Source organism: Aureimonas sp. CAS (assembly GCF_059838215.1).
The window spans coordinates 2299659-2318191 of sequence record NZ_CM187563.1; the positions used below are offsets into that span (position 1 = coordinate 2299659).

Sequence of the window (18533 nt, forward strand, 5' to 3'; positions counted from 1 at the left end):
CCGCCCTCGAAATGTTCGTCGCAACGTTGATCTCCGCGCGCCGCGATCCGCGCGTCACCCGTACCCTCGTCGTCCAGGCGCTCGGCATCCTCGGCGAGGCCGAGACGCATTGGCTGGAGGACGAGGTCGCCTGCGATCTCGTCACCGCCGAGCCGATCGAAGATACGGTCCGGCGCGACCTCGACGATCTCGCCCGCGAGGCCGCGATCGACGTGGTGGTGCAGCAGCAGGCCGGCCGGCGCAAGCGCCTTCTCCTCGCCGACATGGATTCCACCATGATCGAGGAGGAGTGCATCGACGAACTGGCCGCCGAGCTTGGCCTGAAGGGCGCGGTCGCCGCCATCACGGCGCGCGCCATGAACGGCGAGATCGCCTTCGAGCCCGCCTTGCGCGAGCGGGTGGCGCTCTTGAAGGATCTGCCGACGGCGACGATCGGCCACGTCATCGACACGCGCATCCATCTGGCGGACGGGGGCCGGGAGCTGGTCGCGACGATGCGGGCGCACGGCGCCTGGACCGCGCTCGTCTCCGGCGGTTTCACGGCCTTCACGAGCGTCGTCGGCGCCCGGCTCGGCTTCGACGAGAACCGGGCGAACGTCCTGAATGTCGAGGACGAAAAGCTCGCCGGGACCGTCGCCGAACCCATCCTCGGCGCCGAGGCCAAGCTCACCGCGCTTCACGAGATCGCCAGCGCGAAGGGATTGACCGCTGCGGACGCCATCGCGGTCGGCGACGGGGCCAACGACCTGCCGATGATCCTGGCGGCCGGAACGGGCGTCGCCCTGCACGCCAAGCCGGCGGTCGCCGAACAGGCGCCGCACTGCATCCGGCATGGCGACCTCACAGCCCTCCTCTTCCTTCAGGGCTACAGGGCGAGCGAGTTCGCGCGCTGACGAATTGTCTGTTCGACAGGGCGGGCCTATGTTCGAGCGGCGTTCGGATCGGAGGTATTCGCAATGCAGACGACCCTCGTTCTCGATGACGACCTCATCGCGAAGGCTGAAGCCTATACGGGCCTGACGGAGCGTTCTGCCCTCGTCAACGAGGCCATGAAGGCCCTCATTCAAAGGGAAGCGGCGCGCCGCATCGCTTCGTTGGGGGGCAGTCAACCGTCTCTCGCCTCCCCAAGGCGTCGCAGGGACGACTGAGCTGCTTCTCGTAGACACGTCCGTCTGGATCGACCATCTGCGTCAGCATGACGAACGTCTCGCCCGTCGGCTTCTCGACCTGCAAGTTCTGATCCACCCCTTCGTCATAGGCGAAATCGCGCTCGGGTCGCTCAAGAACAGGCAGCTCGTGCTCGACGAGTTCGAACGCCTTCCTTCGATCGGCATCGAGAGCGAACGATCGGTCCTCGACTTCATCGAGCGGAATACCCTCGGCGGGACCGGGATAGGTTACATCGACGCCCATCTGCTGGCGTCCGTCGCCCGACGCGACGACTGTCGTCTCTGGACACGCGATCGTCGTCTTCTCGTCGTCGCCGAGCGACTTGGCTTGGCGGCCTAATCGAGCGGCAGGACCACGAAGCGGAGGTCGCCGTTCGGCGAGGCGACGAGCATCGCGGCGTTGCGCTGGCCGGCCGAGCGCAGCTCCCCGAGCCGGGCGCGGAAGGCGGAGGCATCGGCGACCCTCTCCTGGCCGACCTCCACGATCACCTGACCCGGCTCGAGTTCGGATTCGAACGCGACCGACCTGGGATCGACCTCGACGACAAGGAGCCCCTCGATGGATTCGGCGATGCCGAACTCCTCCCGCGAAGCCTCGTCGAGAGGGCCGAAGCGAAGGCCCATGGTCGAAAGATCGGCGCCGTCCTCGACCGGCTCTTCTCCGCCCTCGCCCGCGCCGGTCTCGATTTCCTCGAGGCGCGCCTCGCCATCCTCCAGCCGTCCGAGCGTGATCTCGACCTCGATCGTCTCGGTCGGAGCGTCCAGGCCTGCCTTGCGCAGGAGCCGGACCGTCACGGTCTTTCCGACCGGCGTCTCCGCTACGATCCGCGGCAGATCGCGGGCATTCGCCACGCCCTGCCCGTCGAAGCCGACGATGACGTCTCCGATCTCGATCGCTCCGGTGTCGGACGGCCCGTCGGGAATGATGCCGGTGACGAGCGCGCCGCGGCTGTCCTCGAAGCCGAGCCCCTCGGCGATGTCCTCGCTGACGGTTTGCAGGCGGATGCCGAGCCAGCCGCGGCGGGTTTCGCCGAACTCGGAGAGCTGGGCGACGACGTTCTGCGCGAGGACCGCCGGGATGGAGAAGCCGATGCCGATCGAGCCGCCGGTCGGCGAGATGATCGCCGTGTTGATGCCGATGACGCGGCCGTACATGTCGAAGAGCGGGCCGCCGGAATTGCCGCGATTGATGGCCGCATCCGTCTGGATGAAATCCTCGTAGGGGCCGTCCGCGATGCGCCGACCGCGCGCCGAGACGATGCCGATCGACACCGAGCCGCCGAGGCCGAACGGGTTGCCGATGGCCATGACCCAGTCGCCGATCCGCACTCCTTGCGAATCGCCGAACTCGACCGAGGCGAGCGGCGCCTCCGGCTCGACGCGAAGCACGGCGATGTCCGTTTTCGGATCGACGCCGACCACGCTCGCGTCCAGCGAGGAGCCGTCTGCGAAATTGACGGTGATCTCGTCGGCACCGTCCACGACGTGATTGTTGGTGACGATCAGCCCGTCCGGATCGACCACGAAGCCGGAGCCGAGCGAGCGGTTCTGGCGCGAGCCGCGATCCCCGTCGTTCAGAAGATCGTCAAAGAACTCCTGCAGCGGCGATCCGTCCGGCGCGCTCAGAGGCGGCAGGCCGCGCCCGGCGGCTCTGACGTTCTGCGCGGTCGAGATGTTGACGACGGCGTCGAGCAGCCCCTCGGCGAGGTCGGCGACGGAAGCCGGACCCTGCATGCGCGGCTGCGCCTGACCGGACGGCACGCCCTGCGCCCCCGGATTGACCATCTCGCCGACGGGCGGCTGCGGCGCGAGCGGCTGGCCCTCCGGCGGCGGTGCGATGACGCCCTGGGCGTGAACTGGGCCGCCGGCCGTCAGGATCGCAAGGGCGCAGGCGCCGACGAGCGAAGTTCGTTTGGTCGCCATTCCCTCAACCCCTCGCGGCGGGACGCTCCGCCTCAACACCCTCGTTCCCACACCGAAAAGGCGCGGTGGAACCGAGGTTTCGAATCAAACCCTCAGGCATCCGTCGAAGCCCGAGCGTTCGAGCACGAAACCCGAGGAAAGCGTCTGAAACAAGGGAAGAGCGAAAGGCCTGCGGGCGATGAAAGCCGAACGCGAAGACGCCCGCCGAATGGGCGGGCGTCTCGTTTCCTCAGTTGGCGGGCGCCGGGGCGACTTCGCCCGGCTCCACCTCCGGCTCGATCGCCGGCAGGCCGCTTTCGGCGTCGCCGGGCGTTTCGCCCTCCGCCTCGCTGCCGGGCGCCGGCGCCATGATGGAGGGCGGCTCCTCGCCGGCCGTGATGGCGCGGGCCGCCTCTTCGGCGCGGCGGCGGGCCTCCTCTGCGGCCGGGCTCAACGGCGCGGCCTCTCCGTTCAGGGTCGAACCGTTCGTCGCCTCGCCCTCTCCGTTCGCCGGCACCGAAGGCGCGGCGGGAACGTTGCCGGTCGTCGCGACCGCGACGTCGGCGTTGAAGTAGCGGAAGAAGTCCGAATCCGGCGACAGGACCATGGTCGTGCCGGCATTCTCCATCGCGCCGCGATAGGCCTGCATCGAGCGGTAGAACTCGAAGAACTCCGGGTTGGCGCCGAAGGCGGCCGCGAAGATCGCGTTGCGCTCGGCGTCGCCCTCACCCTGCATGATCTGCGCATCGCGCTGGGCGCCCGCCACGGTCTCCGACACTTCGCGGTCCGCCGCCGCGCGGATCTCGCGCGCCGCGACCTGACCGTTGGCGCGAAGGCCCTCGGCCTCGGCCAGACGCTCGGCGCGCATGCGCTCGTAGGTCTGGGCCGCGACGTCCTCGGTCAGATCCGTGCGGCGGATGCGCACGTCGGCGAGCGAAAGCCCGAGATTCTCGGCCTCTGGGCGGATCTGGTCGCGGACCTCGACCATCATGGCCTGACGCTCGTCCGACAGCGCCGCCTCGAAGGAGCGACGGCCGTAGACGGCGCGGATCGCCGAATCGAAGCGGGTGCGGAGCCGCTGCTCGGCCAGCTCCAGCGAGCCGCCGGCGACCTGCTGGCGGAAGCGCCCCGCGTCCTGGATGCGATAAGCGAGGAACGCGTCGACCTGGTAGAACAGGCCTTCCGCCGTCTGAACGCGCAGCTGCTCCAGATCGAGCCGCTGCAGGCGGTCGGAGAGCTTCTGGACGTTGTCGGCCCGCGCGAAGGTGAAGGGCAGCTTGAAGTAGAGGCCCGGGTCGTCGATCACCCGCTGGATTTCACCGAAGCGCAGAACGATCGCCTTCTCGCGCTCGTTCACGACGAAGAGCGAGTTGTAGAGGACGAAGAGGCCGACCGCGAGGACGGCGAGAAGAGCGTAGGCGCGGTTGCTCATCAGTTGCCCCCCTGCGCGAGAGTCTGGGTGCCGCCGGTCGAGGAGATGTTCGGACCGGACGACTGTCCGCCCGACGGCGTCTGCTGGTTCTGTCGGTTCTGCTGCTGGCGCTGGTTCTGGCGCTCGACCTCGGTCAGCGGCAGATACGGCACGACGCCCTGGCCGCCCCCGGCCCGCTCGTCCACGATCACCATGTTGGAGTCGCGCAGGATGTCCTGCATCGTCTCCAGATACAGGCGGCGGCGCGTCACGTCGGGCGCCTGCTCGTATTCGGTCAGGATCGCCGTGAAGCGCTGCGATTCACCCGTCGCCTCCTGGACGACGCGGTTGCGGTAGGCCGCCGCGTCCTCGCGGATCTGGACGGCCTCCGAGCGGGCCTGACCCAGGCGCTGGTTCTGGTACTGCGTCGCCTCGTTGACGAAGCGGGTCTGGTCCTGGCGCGCGCGCTGCACTTCGTCGAAGGCGCTCGCGACCTCGGAGGGCGGCGCCGTGTCCTCGATGGCGATGGCGTTGACGCGCAGGCCCGCGCCGTAGGCGTCGAGCGTCTGCTGGGTGATCGTCTGCACCTCCTGCGCGATGCCCACGCGGTCGTCGCGGAACAGGGCCTCGACACGCGAGCGGCCGACGACCTCGCGCATGGCGCTTTCGGCGACCTGCCGCATCATGCCCTGCGGGTCGTCCACGTTGAACAGGAAGGCCTGCGGATCATAGACCTGATAGAGGACCGAGAACTGGACATCGACGAGGTTCTGGTCGCCCGAGAGCATCAGCCCGGTCGCGTTGCCCTGCTGCTGAGCGCTCTGGCCGATCGGCATCTGGTTTTCGACCGAGGGCACGGTCTCCAGCGTCTGAACGGGCCAGAAGATGAAGTGGAGGCCGGGCTCCAGAACGCCTTCCTGCGGCTGGCCGAACATCAGCTCGACACCGACCTCGTCCGGCTCGACGATGTGGACCGAATTGAAGAGCCAGATCGCCGCGACGCCCGCCGCCAGAAGGCCGCCCAGCGCGAGCCCGCCGCCCGCGCCCATGCCGCCGCCCGAACCGCCGCCGGGCATGGCCCGTCGCAGACGGTCCTGCCCGCGGCGCAGGATCTCCTCGAGGTCCGGCGAGCCTCCGCCGTTTCCACCCCCGCCACCGCCGGGACGCGGCCCCTGAGGGCCCTGCCCCCATGGTCCGCCACTGCCGCCGCCTTTCCAGCCGCCGTTCCCGGTCTGATTGCTCCAGGGCATGGATGTCCTTCCGATCGAAAAGAAATTCCGGAACCGTCGGGAGGACCCGCCGTTCACCGCTTTCGACCTTATAGGAAGGCGATCGGGTCAATTCAATGAAACGACGGGGCTTTCGGCCGTCGGAAGGACTGTTGGTCGACGCTTCCTTATCGTCGCGGCGCGCGGTGGCGCGGCCTTAACCCCGAGGCGGGCGCATCTATGCTTGCGCCGGACCGCCTGCGTTGCTTCGCGACAATGTGATGAAGCGTGCGTCGGCCGTGTCGGCCGGGCCGCGTTCCATCGTGCCCTTATCCTGCGAGACCCATTCGTCAGCATCGAGCGCCGGGAAGACCGTGTCTCCCTCCGGCTCGGCGTCGATCCGCGTCATTTCGATGCGGTCGGTCCGATCGAGAAACAGGCGATAGATTTCCGCGCCCCCGACGATCGCGATCTCGTCCGTTCCTCGTTCCGCTGCCCGTTCGGCGGCCACCCTCAGGGCCGCGTCCGCGTCACGCGCCACATGAGCGCCCTCGATCGGCGTCTCGCCCGAGCGGGTGAGGACGATGGTGTCGCGTCCATCCAGAAGGCGGCCGATGGAGACGAGCGTCTTGCGTCCCATGATCATCGGGCGCCCGAGGGTCAGCGCTCGGTAACGTTTCAGATCGGCCTTCAGCGTCCAGGGCATCCCCCCGTCCCGGCCGATGACGCCGTTTCGCGCGGCCGCGACGACGGCGACGAGGGTGAAGCGGCGGCCTTCGTGCTCGAACATGACGCTCAGACCGCGATCGGCGCGCGGATGGTGTCGTGCGCCTCGTAGCCCACGACTGCGATGTCCTCGAAGCGGAAGGCGAAGAGGTCCCTCACCTCCGGGTTCAGCTTGAGGCGCGGCAGAGGCAGGGGCTCGCGCGTCAGCTGCAGGCGGGCCTGCTCGAAATGGTTGTGGTAGAGATGCGCGTCGCCCAGCGTATGGATGAACTCGCCCGGCTCCAGATCGCAGACCTGCGCCACCATGGACGTGAGCAGGGCGTAGGAGGCGATGTTGAAGGGCACGCCGAGGAAGATGTCGGCCGAGCGCTGGTAAAGCTGGCAGGACAGCCGGCCGTTCGCGACGTAGAACTGGAACAGGCAGTGGCAGGGCGGCAGCGCCATTTCGTCCACCAGTTCGGGGTTCCAGGCCGAGACGATCAGCCGGCGCGAATTCGGCGTCTTGCGGATCGCCTCGACGACATTGGCGATCTGATCGATGCCCTGTCCATCACGCGTCGGCCAGGACCGCCATTGCGATCCGTAGACCGGACCGAGATTGCCATCGGCATCCGCCCACTCGTCCCAGATGCGCACGCCGTTGGCCTTCAGATAGGCGATGTTCGTGTCGCCCATCAGGAACCAGAGCAGTTCGTGCACGATGGAGCGGATGTGCAGCTTCTTCGTCGTGACGAGCGGGAAGCCGTCCGCCAGATCAAAGCGCATCTGATGGCCGAACACGGAGCGCGTTCCGGTTCCGGTCCGGTCGCCGCGATCCGTTCCGTCGTGAAGCACCTTCGAGAGAAGGTCGAGATACTGCCGCATGGGTCGCCTCCGGGCTGGGAAGCCCGATCGCTCGGACATCGGGAGCTCGCGAATCTTCCGCTCCAAGGTGCCGATGTCGAGAGCGCAGCAGGCACAGCCGATTGCGCTTGGGGTTCGGGAACCGACAATGTCCGTGAAATCAGAGACCTAACCGATATACGATCCTGTGGAAAGTCGGCCTTCGCGGATCGGCGCACGGGCCGCGGGCGAAAACCACTCGCCCCTGCCCGGATATTCTCCCTTCTGGAAGAGGAAGCTGCGCCGCCACCCCTTCCGATTTCGCCGGTCTTCCCCTATATTCCGTCGTGCCGGGTTCGCCCGGCTATGGCGATAAACGGACGATGAAATAAGCCATTCGGACCCGGGGGCGGTACCCGGCGCCTCCACCTGAACCCACCTTCATCGGTGGTTTGAGGCGGGGGCGAAATAGGATCGACGAGGGTGTAAAGATCGTACTTTCGCTCGGCATGGTACCACCGTTATCGGGCTGAAAAAGTAGTTGCCAACGACAACTATGCGGAAGCACGTCTCGCCGCGTAAAGCGGTGCGATAGCTTCAAATCAAGCCCTGGGGGTTCGCACTCTCAGGCGGGGTCCGGAGGCACCTGGCAACAGAAGCCTCCACTTCATTTGCTTCTCCGATCCCCTTCACACGCGCCCGCCCGACCGGCTATGACTGGCGGGACAAGGATCCTCGATCCGTTCGCCGGCGTCGGCCGTGGGAACGCCGAGGCAAGGCGCGCCGCTCGCGCCCTGCCTCTCGCGAGGATCGCCATCGGGCGAAGACTGGGTACGCATGGGTCAGGATCTCATCCGGTACGACATTCTGGCGCAGGACGCGCTTCGCGGCGTCATCCGGAAGGTATTGTCCGAAGTGGTGAAGACCGGGCTGCCGGGCGAGCACCATTTCTTCATCACCTTCCTGACGTCGGCGCCGGGCGTCCGGCTGTCGACGCGGCTGCGCGAGAAGTATCCCGAGCTGATGACCATCGTCATCCAGCACCAGTACTGGGACCTCTCGGTCAACGACAATTCCTTCGAGATCGGCCTGTCCTTCTCGGACATCCCGGAGCGCCTGCTCGTGCCCTTCGCGGCCATTCGCGGCTTCTACGATCCGGCGGTGAACTTCGAGCTGGAGTTCGACGTGCGCGAGGTCGAGGCGGCGAATTCGGGCGAGGAGACGCCGGCGGCCGAGAACGCGCCGGTGGCGCTCGCGCCCGTTCCGGCCAAGCCCGCCGCCGTCGTGCCCGCCAAGGTGCCGGCGAAAGCATCGGGCAAGAAGGCCGAGACCGAGGCACAGCCCCAGGGCGACGAAGCGCCGGACGCCAAGCCGGCCGCCGAGAAGCCGGCCGGCGACAAATCCGCCGAGGTCGTCTCGCTGGACGCCTTCCGCAAGAAGACCTGATCGCCGCGTGGCCGAGATCGTCAATCTTCGCCAGACGAGAAAGCGCCTCGCCCGCGAGGCGGCGGAGCGTGAAGCGGCCGAGAACCGCACGCGTTTCGGCCTGACGAAGGGCCAGAAGGCGAAGGCCGGGTCGGAGCGCGCGCGCATTCTCGCCGCGCTCGACGGCTCTTGGATCGTCAAGACCGGCGGCGAGGACGACGCGACGGGCGGATGATCGTCAAACGATCGATCTCGATCCGCGGACACCAGACCTCGATCAGCATCGAGGACGATTTCTGGACCGAACTCCAGTCGATCGCGGCCGCGCAGGAGCGGCCCGTCGCTGCGCTCATCGCCTCGATCGACGCGGGCCGCGTGGACGGCCAGAACCTCTCCTCCGCCATCCGGGTCTTCGTGCTGCGGCAGGCGCTGGCGCGCGCCGATCAGAAAGACGGCAAGGGGGACGGCAACGGCGTGACGCCCGGCAGTCCCTGATAGCCCCCGTTCTGGGGCGTCCCTGCCGGCGGCAGGCCGAAGTCGAGCGGCGCTGCGGGGGCGGGCTGGGCTCGGGCCGCCTCTTCAGCGGCGCGCGCGGCGGCAGCCGCCGCAGCCTCGGCGCGCTCGCGCGCTTCGCGCGCGGCCCTTTCCTGCGCCTCCCGTTCGGCCGCCGCGCGCTCGGCCGCCTCCCTTTCGCGGGCCGCCGCCTCTTCCGCCTCGATCCGCCGCCGTTCCTCCTCGGCGGCCAGACGCTCGGCCTCGACACGCTCGCGCTCGGCCTGCCGCCAGCGATAGAAGCGCGCCTCGCGGCGCAGCCGGACCGTCTCGCGCAGCTCCTCGCGCAGAGCTTCCAGCCGCTCCTGCTCGCGCCGATAGGCCCGCAGCGAGAGATAGGACGCCAGCGGCTCGACGCTCGACAGGACCCAGCCCCCTTCCGGGTCGAGCCGGTAGGCGATCTCGGGTCGGCTGTCGGGGATGGCCTCGTCATCCTGCGGGGTGAAGGCCAGTCCGAGCGCGCCGCTGACCGATCCGGTTCGAAGGTCGACCGCGAGGTCGGCCGAAACCCGCTCGCCCCCGACATCGACCGAGACCGGCCCGGTGCGCGCCACACCCAGCGCCACCGTGACCGCCGTCTCGACATCCCCGAGCTCGTAGCGCGCGCCCTCGTCCGCCCGTGCGACGATCTCGGCGACGGCGTCCGGTTCGATCGGCTCCTCCGTCTCGTCGACCGTATCGAGAATCCCCTGAAGCCGATCGCGCCCGACCCCGTTCAGAACCGCATCGGCCAGGAGCGCGCGCCCCTGCCCGGTCGCCGAGCCCGCAAGCTCGGCGAAGCTGCGTCCACTGGCCTCCAGCGCCAGGCTCCCGGATAGCCGTCCGCCGACGGGGGCATCGCCGCCATCGAGGTTCGCGTCTTCCAGCGACAGGTCGAGGCGCAAGCTTCCGAAGCCGCCGGCATTCGCCATCGCGCCGCCGCCGGAGAGAAGCCCCGAGCCGAGCCGCGCGGTCAGCCCGGTGATGTCGAGGTTCGACGGCCCGGCATCGAGACGCGCCTCGACGTCTTCGAGCGCATGCTCCGCACCCAGATCGAGGCGGCCGGCCGTCAGCGCGACGGAGAAGCCGCCCGCCGGCAGAAGCGGTTCGGCGAAGATCTGCTCGGGCCACAGACCGGTCCCGGCCGGCAGATCCGGCGAGACGCCGTAGACGAGCGTCGCGAGCCAGGGCAGCGAAAGAGCGCCCATCTCGACCGTGCCCTCGATGCGTCCGTCCCGCGACGCGAGGGAGGACGCGATGTCGGCCTGCGCGAGCGATCCGCGCGCCTCCTCCAATGTCCAGTTCCCGTCGGACGCGACGACGAGCTTCCCGCGAAGATCGGCGGGCAGGCCGTCGAAACCCTGCCCGAAGGCCGCGCCGGCCGCCGTCAGCCAGGGCGCGGCGTCCTCGCTTCGCGTCGAGACGTCGAGTGCGGCGCCCCAGCCGCCGCCGTCCGTCTGCAAGGTCCCGTCCGCTTCGAGGGTTGAGCCGGGCGCGGCGGCGCTGGCGGAAAGACGGATCGGCGCGCCCTCCTCGCCCGAAAGGGTGGCGGAGACCGTCAGCGGCGCGGGAAGACCGAGATCGAGGCCGGCAAGGCCGAACTGGCGCAGCATCTCGGCCGGGTCGTCGCTGGAGAGACGAGCCTCCGCCGCGAAGCGCGCGAGGTCGTCGATCGCCGCCAGCCCGTTCTCGAAGGCCGATTCGAGCTCGAACGACGTGCCTCCGGCCGTCCCCTCCGCCGTCAGGCGGATGGCGGGTGCATCGGCCTCCAGCGGCGTTGCGGCCGAGACGGAGGCGCGAACCGCGCCCGCATCGCGCGCGACCGCGACGAGGGCCGGCCCGATCCGGCCCGGCCAGCGTTGCGCGAGCGTCTCGATCAGGCGAGCGGGCGCAGGGGCCGAGACCTCCGCGGCAATGTCCGGTTCGGGGACCGTGAAGAGCTGTGCCACCGTTCCGCGCGCTTCGATGTCGGCGCCCTCGAGGCCTTCGGCGATGAGGCCGCGAAGATCGAGAAGGTCGTCGAAATAGCCGAAATCGAGGCTGAGCGCGTCGGCGGCCAGCCCGTCATAGGCGACGGGTCCGGCCTCGAACCGCACGTCCAGCGCGTCGAGCGGTTCGAGGATCGCGCCCGCGTCGACGAAGAGCCGGCCGAAGGAGAGGAAGGCGTCGAGATCGACCGCTTCGCCCGCCAGATCGACGGAGACGGACCGTGCGCCGGGCTCGCCGGCCCGCTCCAGGCGGCCGAGAAGGCGCTGGCCGCCGACATCGACCTCGAGCTCTTCGAGGATCTGGGCCTCGTCGGACAGCCGAGCCCGCGCTTCGAAACCGGCCCGACCGATCGAGGCGATCTGCGGCGGCGCTTCGCCCGCCAGCCAGGTCGCGAAACGGGCGGGTTCGCGCGCCGCGACGAGCAAGCGGCCGTCGAAGGCGAAACGCTCGTAGACCTCCAGAAGCCCCGAGGCCTCGACGAGGGTGCGTCCCGGCAGTTCGGCGCGCAGGTCGGAGATCGTCCATCCATCGCCGGAGGGCGAGCCGGAGAACGAGAGGTCGCGGATGGTGGTGTCGCCGGCGGTGACGATCGGCAGCGTGAGTGCGACGCGACCGGGAATCTCGATGCGCGGGATGGCGGCCAGCGTCGCCCGCACGGCCTCGGCCCGCTCGGCGAAGCCGAGCCCCGCGCTCTGCGCCTCCGGCTCGCCGGCCAGCCTGTCCACGTCGATCTGCTCGCCGCGCAGCGTCAGGTCGAAATGGGGGATGTCCGCGATGTCGAGCCGGCCCTCGCCGGTGAGGACATAGGGCCGCTCGGCCGGGCCGATCTCGGCGCGCAGCGTCGCGAAGCGCGCTTCGCGCCGCGTCAGGGCGAGATCGCTGGTCAGGCGGACAGGCGGCAGCGCCGCCTCCGGCGTCGATTCCCCCTCTCCGGTCGGGCGCGTGACGAGTTCGAACCGGCCGTCGAAATCCGACTGCGCGTCGCCCAGGATCGTCTGGCCGTCGAGCGTCGCATCCAGCGCCAGTCGGTCGGAGCCGAGCGTCAGACGGAAGGGCCAGCGGCCGTCGGCCTCGATGCGACCGGAGGAGAGCGAGAAGCCGAGCGCCTCTCCCGCGGCGTTCAGCCGGCCGGTGCCTGCGAAGGGTCCGCTCAGGGTCTGCGCCGAGAGGACCGCGTCGATGCCGGTAAACTCCCGCGACCGGCTCCTCTCGCGGCTCTGGAGCGAGACACGCCCGTCGGTCACGACGACATTCTCCAGGACGACGGTCGAGCCGCCGACATCGCCGAGCGAGAGAATTCGCTGCTCGCCGGCCTCGTCCATCGCCACGCGCAGGTGCGGGGCGTCGAGCGTCATCTGGAAGATGCGGATTTCGCCGGAGAGATAGGGCGCGAGCTCGGCGTCCATGCGGAAGCGTTCGAGCGTCATCATCGGCTCGGCGTCCGGCTCGCCGACGACGACGTCGGTGAAGGTCACCGACGGGAAGGGCAGCAGCCGTGCTTCGGCCTCGCCCGTCACCCGCACGGGCTGGCCGAGGATGCGGCTCGCCTCGCGCTCGAAATCGGACCGGAAGGCGGTCCAGTCGACGAAGAGCGGAGCGATGAGGACGGCCGACAGAAGTAGGACGAGCAGACCGCCGAGGACGATGAACGATCTCACCCCGGCGCCCCCTTTCCGTCCTGCGTCCCCGGAGCCCACGGAGGGCCCGCCGAAATCCTTGTCACGCCGGAGGTTACGCCAGAACGCTCCCGCTTTGTCGAGGGACGCGCCGCGCCTTCGGCGAAAGAGTCCGCTTCCAGGCGAAGAAGCGGGAGACCGGCCTGCCCGGAGGCCCCTTCGCATACGGGTCGGCATGCGGCCGATACACGCAAGCGATGGCATCCGGGCCGGGGCTTGTGGCGCGGGGCGGCCAAAGCGCCTAGATACCGCCCATGACCGACCGCGCAGATTCGCAGGCCGAGCCCATGTCCGAGGCACCTGCGCAAAAGCTCTCGCTCACCCAGCGCGCGCTCGCCGCGCGGGGTGGTCCGCCGCGCGCCGAAGCGCAGGCCGACTATCTCTCAGGCCTCAACCCCGAGCAGCGGCGCGCCGTGGAGACGACCGAGGGCCCCGTCCTCGTGCTCGCGGGTGCGGGAACGGGCAAGACGCGCGTTCTGACCACGCGCATCGCCCATATCCTCGCGACCAAGCGCGCCTTCCCGAGCCAGATCCTGGCCGTGACCTTCACCAACAAGGCCGCGCGCGAGATGCGCGACCGCATCGGGCTTCTCGTCGGCGAGCAGGTCGAGGGCATGCCCTGGCTCGGCACCTTCCACTCGATCGGCGTGAAGATCCTGCGCCGGCACGCCGAGATCGTCGGGTTGAAGCCCAACTTCACGATCCTCGACACCGACGACCAGATGCGGCTGATCAAGCAGCTGATCCAGGCCGAGAACATCGACGACAAGCGCTGGCCCGCGCGCGCCTTCGCTCAGTTGATGGACGGCTGGAAGAACAAGGGCCTGACGCCGGACCGCATTCCCGAGGGTGATTCGCGCGCCTTCGCCAACGGCAAGGGCCGCCTGCTCTATCGCGCCTATCAGGACCGGCTGCTGCAGCTGAATGCCGCCGACTTCGGCGACCTTCTTCTCCATCCGATCCGCATCCTCTCGGACAATGCCGAGATCCTCGCCGACTATCATCGGCGCTTCCGCTACATCCTCGTCGACGAGTATCAGGACACAAACGTCGCCCAGTATCTCTGGCTGCGGCTGTTGGCGCAGCGGCCGCAGGGAGGCGCGCCTGTGGCGGGCTACAGCGAACATTCGGCGGGCGCCCTTCCCCGCGAAGCGGGGCAGGGCCGAACGGCCGTCGCGCCCCGTGGCGCGCCCTCGCGGAGCGAGCCGCGCAGCGGCGACGGCGTGAGCGAGAAGAGCACCATCAACATCTGTTGCGTCGGCGACGACGACCAGTCGATCTATGGCTGGCGCGGGGCCGAGGTGGACAACATCCTGCGCTTCGAGAAGGACTTCCCCGGTTCGGTCGTCATCCGGCTGGAGAACAACTACCGCTCCACCGCCCACATCCTCGGCGCGGCGGGTCATCTAATCGCCCACAACGAGGACCGGCTCGGCAAGACGCTCTTCACCGAGCGCTCGGACCCGGACGACGAGAAGGTCACCGTCACCGCCGCCTGGGATTCGGAAGAGGAGGCCCGCGCGGTCGGGGAGGAGATCGAGCAGCTCCAGCGCAAGGGCCATGCCCTCAACGACATGGCGATCCTCGTTCGCGCCTCCTTCCAGATGCGCGAGTTCGAGGACCGCTTCGTCACGCTCGGCCTGAACTATCGCGTCATCGGCGGGCCGCGCTTCTACGAGCGGCTCGAAATCCGCGATGCCCTCGCCTACATGCGCTGCGTGTGCCAGCCGGCCGACGATCTGGCCTTCGAGCGCATCGTCAACACGCCCAAGCGCGGGCTGGGCGACACGTCCATCCGGTCCCTGCGCGAGTTCGCCAGGCTGCGCGGCGTGCCGCTCCTGGCGGCGGCGGCCGAACTCGTGCGCACCGACGAGTTCAAGCCCAAGCCCCGCGCCGCGCTCGCCGAAGTCGTCGCCAATTTCGCGCGCTGGTCCGAAAACCTCTCGACCATGCGCCACACCGATCTCGCCGAGATGATCCTCGACGAGAGCGGCTACACCGGCATGTGGCAGGCGGACCGGTCGGCCGAGGCGCCGGGGCGGCTGGAGAATCTGAAGGAACTCGTCCGCTCGATGGACGACTACGACAGCCTGCCCTCCTTCCTCGAACACGTCGCGCTCGTGATGGACGCCGAGCAGAACGCCGAGCTCGACGCCGTCACGCTGATGACGCTGCATTCGGCCAAGGGCCTGGAGTTCGAGACGGTCTTCCTGCCCGGTTGGGAGGAAGGGCTGTTCCCGCACCAGCGCTCGCTCGACGAGGGCGGCCGCTCGGGGCTGGAGGAGGAGCGCCGCCTCGCCTATGTCGGCATCACGCGCGCCAAGCGCCGCGCCAAGCTCTTCTTCGTCTCCAACCGCCGCATCCACGGGCTCTGGCAGTCCACGATCCCCTCACGCTTCCTGGACGAGTTGCCCGAAGCGCATGTCGAGGTGATCGAAGGCTCCTCGCACGGCTCCTATGGCGGCTACGGCGCCTCGCGCTGGGACGCGCAGAGCTTTTCGACGCAGTCCTACCAGACCCCGGGCTGGCGCCGGGCGCAGGCCGCCTCCGGCATGGGCGGCGACTTCGCCCACAAGGACCGGACCGTGCGCTACGACGACGGGGGCGCGACCGGCGCGAATCTTCGCGGGCGGCGCTCGGACGCGGCCTCCAAGGCGGACCGCTACATCTCCCGCGACGGCGGTCCCGGCGGGGGCGCGATGCGCGAGGAGCCGTCGGTCTTCGACAGTTCGGGCTTCGCCGGGCGCCTCGCCGAGCCCTATTCCGCCAATCACGGGCGGGGACGCAACGAGCCGCCGCGCAAGGGCGCCGGGCTCTATTCCTCGGCCAAGGGCGGTGGCCCCCGCGAGATCGCGGGCGAACTCGTGGCCAAGTCCGTCGTCGACGAGGAGAGTCGCTTCGCCCTCGGCGACCGTGTCTTTCACATGAAGTTCGGCAACGGCACGGTGTCGATGGTAGAGGGCAACAAGCTCACCGTCGATTTCGACAAGGCCGGCCAGAAACGCGTTCTCGACGGATACGTTCAGCCGATCTGAGGAGCCCGATGCCGGACCGAACCGCCCGTCCCTTCTCGACCCGCCTCGTCGGGACCTCGGCGGGGCGGCTGCAGATTCTGACGAACGGCACCAGCGGCGGCACGGCGATCGTCTTCGTCCATGGCGGCGGCAGCGACTGCTCCCGCATCTCCTGGCCGCTCGCGATGGAGGCGCTGTCGGCGCGCGCCGACCTCGTCGCGGTCGATCTGCCCGGCTTCGGGGGAAGCATCGATGCCGAACCTCTCGGCTCGTCGAAGGCGATGGCCGACATCGTCGCCGAGGTGATGGACCGGCTCGCGATCGCGCGGGCCGTGATCTTCGGCGTCTCGATGGGCGGGGACGTCGCGCTGAACCTCGCTCTGCGCCACCCCGAAACGGTCGAAGGTCTCGTGCTCGTCGCGCCGGGCGGGCTGGTGCCGATCCTGCGCAACCGGGCCGCCCAGTTCGCGGCCTGGCTGACGGCACGCCTGCCGGACGCGATCCTGCTGCCGACGATCCGCGCGGGCAACCGCGCCTCGACGGCCGTCCTGCGCCGGATGGTCAAGGATCTCGACGCGCTGCCGGCGGGCATGGTCGAGACCTACAGGGAGGAAGCGAGCCATCCGAAGGCCGGCATCGCCTATGCCCGATACAATCAGGCGACGCTCGGCCGGCGGGCGATGCTCAACGACCTGACGGACGAGGTCTCCGCGATCGCGGTTCCGACGCTCTTCTTCCACGGCGAGGACGATCCGCTCGTGCCGCCGTCCGGCTCGATCGAGGCCGCGCGCCGAATGCGTGACGCGACGCTCGTCCTCGTCCCCGATTGCGGCCATTGGGCGCAACTGGAGCGCCCCGACGCGTTCCTGGCGGCCGCCAGCGCGCATCTCGACCGCATCGAGGCGGCGAAAAGAGTTCAGAAGCGGGGCATCGAATAGTCGCGCGTGCCGCGCTCGCGCCAGTCGTCGTCGGGCGTGATCGGCTTGTTGATCTCCGCGCAGCCGGCCAGAACGAAGGCGGCCAAAAGGAGGGCGAGGGTCGGTTTCATGCGCAGCGCTCCGAACAGGTCTCGCCGCTGATGCTCGCCCGTCGTGGCGGTTCGAAGGCGGAACCGCCCGTCGGTCAGGCGGCGGAGAGGGCGGCGTCCGTCGGCACGCCCGCCTCCACCAGGAAACCGTCCCGGCTTTCCGCCCTCTCGCGGGCGAGCTTGTGCAGGGCGAGCGCGCCGTCGCGATAGGCTGCCACTTCGGCGACCCGGCGCTTGGTCCGCCAATAGACGTCCTCCATCAGGATGTGCGCGAACTCGCCGTTACGGCCGACGCTCCAGAGGCCGTCGACGCCCGTGCCGTGCGCCCAGTTCCGTCTCGCTTCCTCGTAGGCGCGAAGGAACACGGGGTAGGCGAAGGGCGTGCGAACAGCGCCAGCGATACCAAGGCAACGCTCCGCCGCTTCCGGCAGGAGCTTGCGCAGTCCCGTGAGGCAAAGGGCCTCGAGCCGCGCCTCGTCCATGGTCCAGATGTCGTCGCCGACCTCGCAGCCGAGATCGAAGGTGATGAGCGTCTTTCCCTCCGGGGCCAGCCAGGGCATCGAGATCGGCGCCTCGGTCAGCCGGAAGAAGGGCTGCGAGCGGTCCGGCACCCAGAGCATCGTGTTCGGCAGAAAGCCCCGGCCCTCGAAGCGCAGGTTCACGAAGACCATCGGCCGGTAGCGGAAGGCGGAGAGATGGTCGAGCGCGCTCGTCCCCTCCACGATCTTCGGGAGCAGGTTGACGGGCGCGGTCGAGATCGCGGCAGAGACCGGGATCGTCTCGCCCTTCACGCGCACGGCGGTCACGCGCGGGCCTTCGACGAGGATCCTCTCGACCGGCGAGCGCAAATGCACCGCTTCGCCGAGTTCGCGGATCATCGGATCGAGCAGCGTCGCGAGCCCGCCCTGCGGGTAGACGTGCCAGACCTGTGCGCTCTCGGGCATCTCGCGCGTGTAGCCGTTGCAGACCGCGCGCCGCGTGACGCGTCCCGCAGCGGACAGATACAGCGACTTCAGGATGCCGGCGCCGAACTTCTCGCCGACCGCCGGCGCCAGTTCGTCAGCGCGCGCGCCGGACCAGGCCTCGGCGATGGGAATGGCGACCTCGCTCGCCAGGGCCGGCCCGTAGGACGAGGCGAAATGGTCGGCGGCGGAATGCACGGGACCGCGCCGCATGCGCTGGCGCATGGCGCTCGCGACGTAACGCGGATGGCGCAGCAGGCCGAAGGGATGCGCGAAGATCTGCTGCCCGACCGCGACGCACTCCCCGTAGCGGCGCACGGTGGTGCAGCGGTCGAGCCCACCGAGCGCCGAGGCCAGCCGGTTCGAGATGAAGTGCGCGCCGTAGTCGTAGGAGAAGCCCGCGGCGTCCTTGTAGGACGCCGCCATGCCGCCCGCCGAGGCGCCCGCCTCGAAGACGACGACCGGAATGCCGAGCCGCTTCAGCTCGACGGCGGCGGTCAGCCCGGCAAGGCCCGCCCCCAGGATCGCGACCGGACGCCTCTCCATGTTCAACAACCCTACGCCTGCGCCACGATGGCCAAAGCCGCCCTTTCCATCCGGGCGGTCCATCGATCATCCGACGACGAGGGCTGCGTTCACATGAACGTCAGGTGGAAATTCTCCGAAGGGTG

16 protein-coding genes and 1 other RNA gene are annotated in these 18533 nt (G+C 69.2%); 9 read left to right on the forward strand and 8 right to left on the reverse strand.

The annotated features are described in order from the left end of the window. Positions 1-11 precede the first annotated feature (11 nt). From serB to AC6R2M_RS11160, 3 genes are all read left to right on the forward strand, one after another. Positions 12-893, forward strand: a complete 882-nt coding sequence (gene serB, locus AC6R2M_RS11150; protein ID WP_500482120.1) for a phosphoserine phosphatase SerB — start codon at positions 12-14, stop codon at positions 891-893. Positions 894-956: 63 nt separating this feature from the next. Continuing rightward, the gene (locus AC6R2M_RS11155) at positions 957-1148 is read left to right on the forward strand and encodes a type II toxin-antitoxin system VapB family antitoxin (protein WP_500482122.1); all 192 of its coding nucleotides are present in this window, start codon (positions 957-959) and stop codon (positions 1146-1148) included. A 37-nt stretch (positions 1149-1185) separates the two neighbouring features. Then, on the forward strand, positions 1186-1509 hold the full coding sequence (locus AC6R2M_RS11160; RefSeq protein WP_500487570.1) for a type II toxin-antitoxin system VapC family toxin: 324 nt from the start codon (positions 1186-1188) through the stop codon (positions 1507-1509). Here the strand turns inward: AC6R2M_RS11160 and AC6R2M_RS11165 are convergent. From AC6R2M_RS11165 to AC6R2M_RS11185, 5 genes are all read right to left on the reverse strand, one after another. Further along, positions 1506-3092 (reverse strand): Do family serine endopeptidase, encoded by a 1587-nt coding sequence (locus AC6R2M_RS11165; RefSeq protein WP_500482124.1) that lies wholly within the window; start codon positions 3090-3092, stop codon positions 1506-1508. The two genes, AC6R2M_RS11160 and AC6R2M_RS11165, sit on opposite strands and share 4 nt — an antisense overlap. A gap of 229 nt (positions 3093-3321) precedes the next feature. After that, entirely contained in the window at positions 3322-4503 is a 1182-nt protein-coding gene (gene hflC / locus AC6R2M_RS11170; RefSeq protein WP_500482126.1) for a protease modulator HflC, read from the reverse strand. Further along, the gene (gene hflK, locus AC6R2M_RS11175; protein WP_500482128.1) at positions 4503-5732 is read right to left on the reverse strand and encodes an FtsH protease activity modulator HflK; all 1230 of its coding nucleotides are present in this window, start codon (positions 5730-5732) and stop codon (positions 4503-4505) included. Before hflK ends, hflC begins: the two co-directional genes overlap by 1 nt. Before the next feature lie 196 nt (positions 5733-5928). Then, on the reverse strand, positions 5929-6480 hold the full coding sequence (locus AC6R2M_RS11180) for a dihydrofolate reductase (RefSeq protein WP_500482130.1): 552 nt from the start codon (positions 6478-6480) through the stop codon (positions 5929-5931). Positions 6481-6485: 5 nt separating this feature from the next. Continuing rightward, positions 6486-7280, reverse strand: a complete 795-nt coding sequence (locus AC6R2M_RS11185; protein ID WP_500482132.1) for a thymidylate synthase — start codon at positions 7278-7280, stop codon at positions 6486-6488. Between the two features lie 267 nt (positions 7281-7547). Here AC6R2M_RS11185 and ssrA point away from each other — a divergent pair. The 4 genes from ssrA (at position 7548) to AC6R2M_RS11205 (ending at position 9158) form a co-directional block, all read left to right on the forward strand. Further along, positions 7548-7905, forward strand: a transfer-messenger RNA (tmRNA) gene (gene ssrA / locus AC6R2M_RS11190). Between the two features lie 170 nt (positions 7906-8075). Beyond that, the gene (locus AC6R2M_RS11195) at positions 8076-8684 is read left to right on the forward strand and encodes an SspB family protein (protein WP_500482134.1); all 609 of its coding nucleotides are present in this window, start codon (positions 8076-8078) and stop codon (positions 8682-8684) included. Between the two features lie 7 nt (positions 8685-8691). Further along, positions 8692-8898, forward strand: coding sequence for a DUF4169 family protein (locus AC6R2M_RS11200; protein WP_500482136.1), 207 nt, complete (start codon positions 8692-8694; stop codon positions 8896-8898). Further along, the gene (locus AC6R2M_RS11205) at positions 8895-9158 is read left to right on the forward strand and encodes a ribbon-helix-helix domain-containing protein (RefSeq protein WP_500482138.1); all 264 of its coding nucleotides are present in this window, start codon (positions 8895-8897) and stop codon (positions 9156-9158) included. Before AC6R2M_RS11200 ends, AC6R2M_RS11205 begins: the two co-directional genes overlap by 4 nt. Here AC6R2M_RS11205 and AC6R2M_RS11210 read toward each other — a convergent pair. Further along, a complete protein-coding gene (locus AC6R2M_RS11210; protein WP_500482140.1) occupies positions 9107-12841 on the reverse strand; it encodes an AsmA family protein in 3735 nt (1244 codons plus the stop codon). The genes AC6R2M_RS11205 and AC6R2M_RS11210 overlap by 52 nt on opposite strands. 272 nt (positions 12842-13113) lie before the next feature. Here AC6R2M_RS11210 and AC6R2M_RS11215 point away from each other — a divergent pair, with 272 nt between their 5' ends. Both AC6R2M_RS11215 and AC6R2M_RS11220 read left to right on the forward strand, forming a co-directional pair. Beyond that, positions 13114-15894 carry an ATP-dependent helicase gene (locus AC6R2M_RS11215; protein ID WP_500482142.1) on the forward strand — a complete coding sequence of 927 codons (2781 nt, stop codon included), beginning with the start codon at positions 13114-13116 and terminating at the stop codon, positions 15892-15894. Positions 15895-15902: 8 nt separating this feature from the next. Next, positions 15903-16811 (forward strand): alpha/beta fold hydrolase, encoded by a 909-nt coding sequence (locus AC6R2M_RS11220; RefSeq protein ID WP_500482144.1) that lies wholly within the window; start codon positions 15903-15905, stop codon positions 16809-16811. Here the strand turns inward: AC6R2M_RS11220 and AC6R2M_RS11225 are convergent. Continuing rightward, positions 16790-16921 carry a hypothetical protein gene (locus AC6R2M_RS11225; RefSeq protein ID WP_500482146.1) on the reverse strand — a complete coding sequence of 44 codons (132 nt, stop codon included), beginning with the start codon at positions 16919-16921 and terminating at the stop codon, positions 16790-16792. The genes AC6R2M_RS11220 and AC6R2M_RS11225 overlap by 22 nt on opposite strands. Before the next feature lie 74 nt (positions 16922-16995). Next, positions 16996-18408: a protoporphyrinogen/coproporphyrinogen oxidase gene (locus AC6R2M_RS11230; protein ID WP_500482148.1), complete on the reverse strand. Its 1413-nt coding sequence runs from the start codon at positions 18406-18408 to the stop codon at positions 16996-16998. Between the last annotated feature and the right edge of the window lie 125 nt (positions 18409-18533).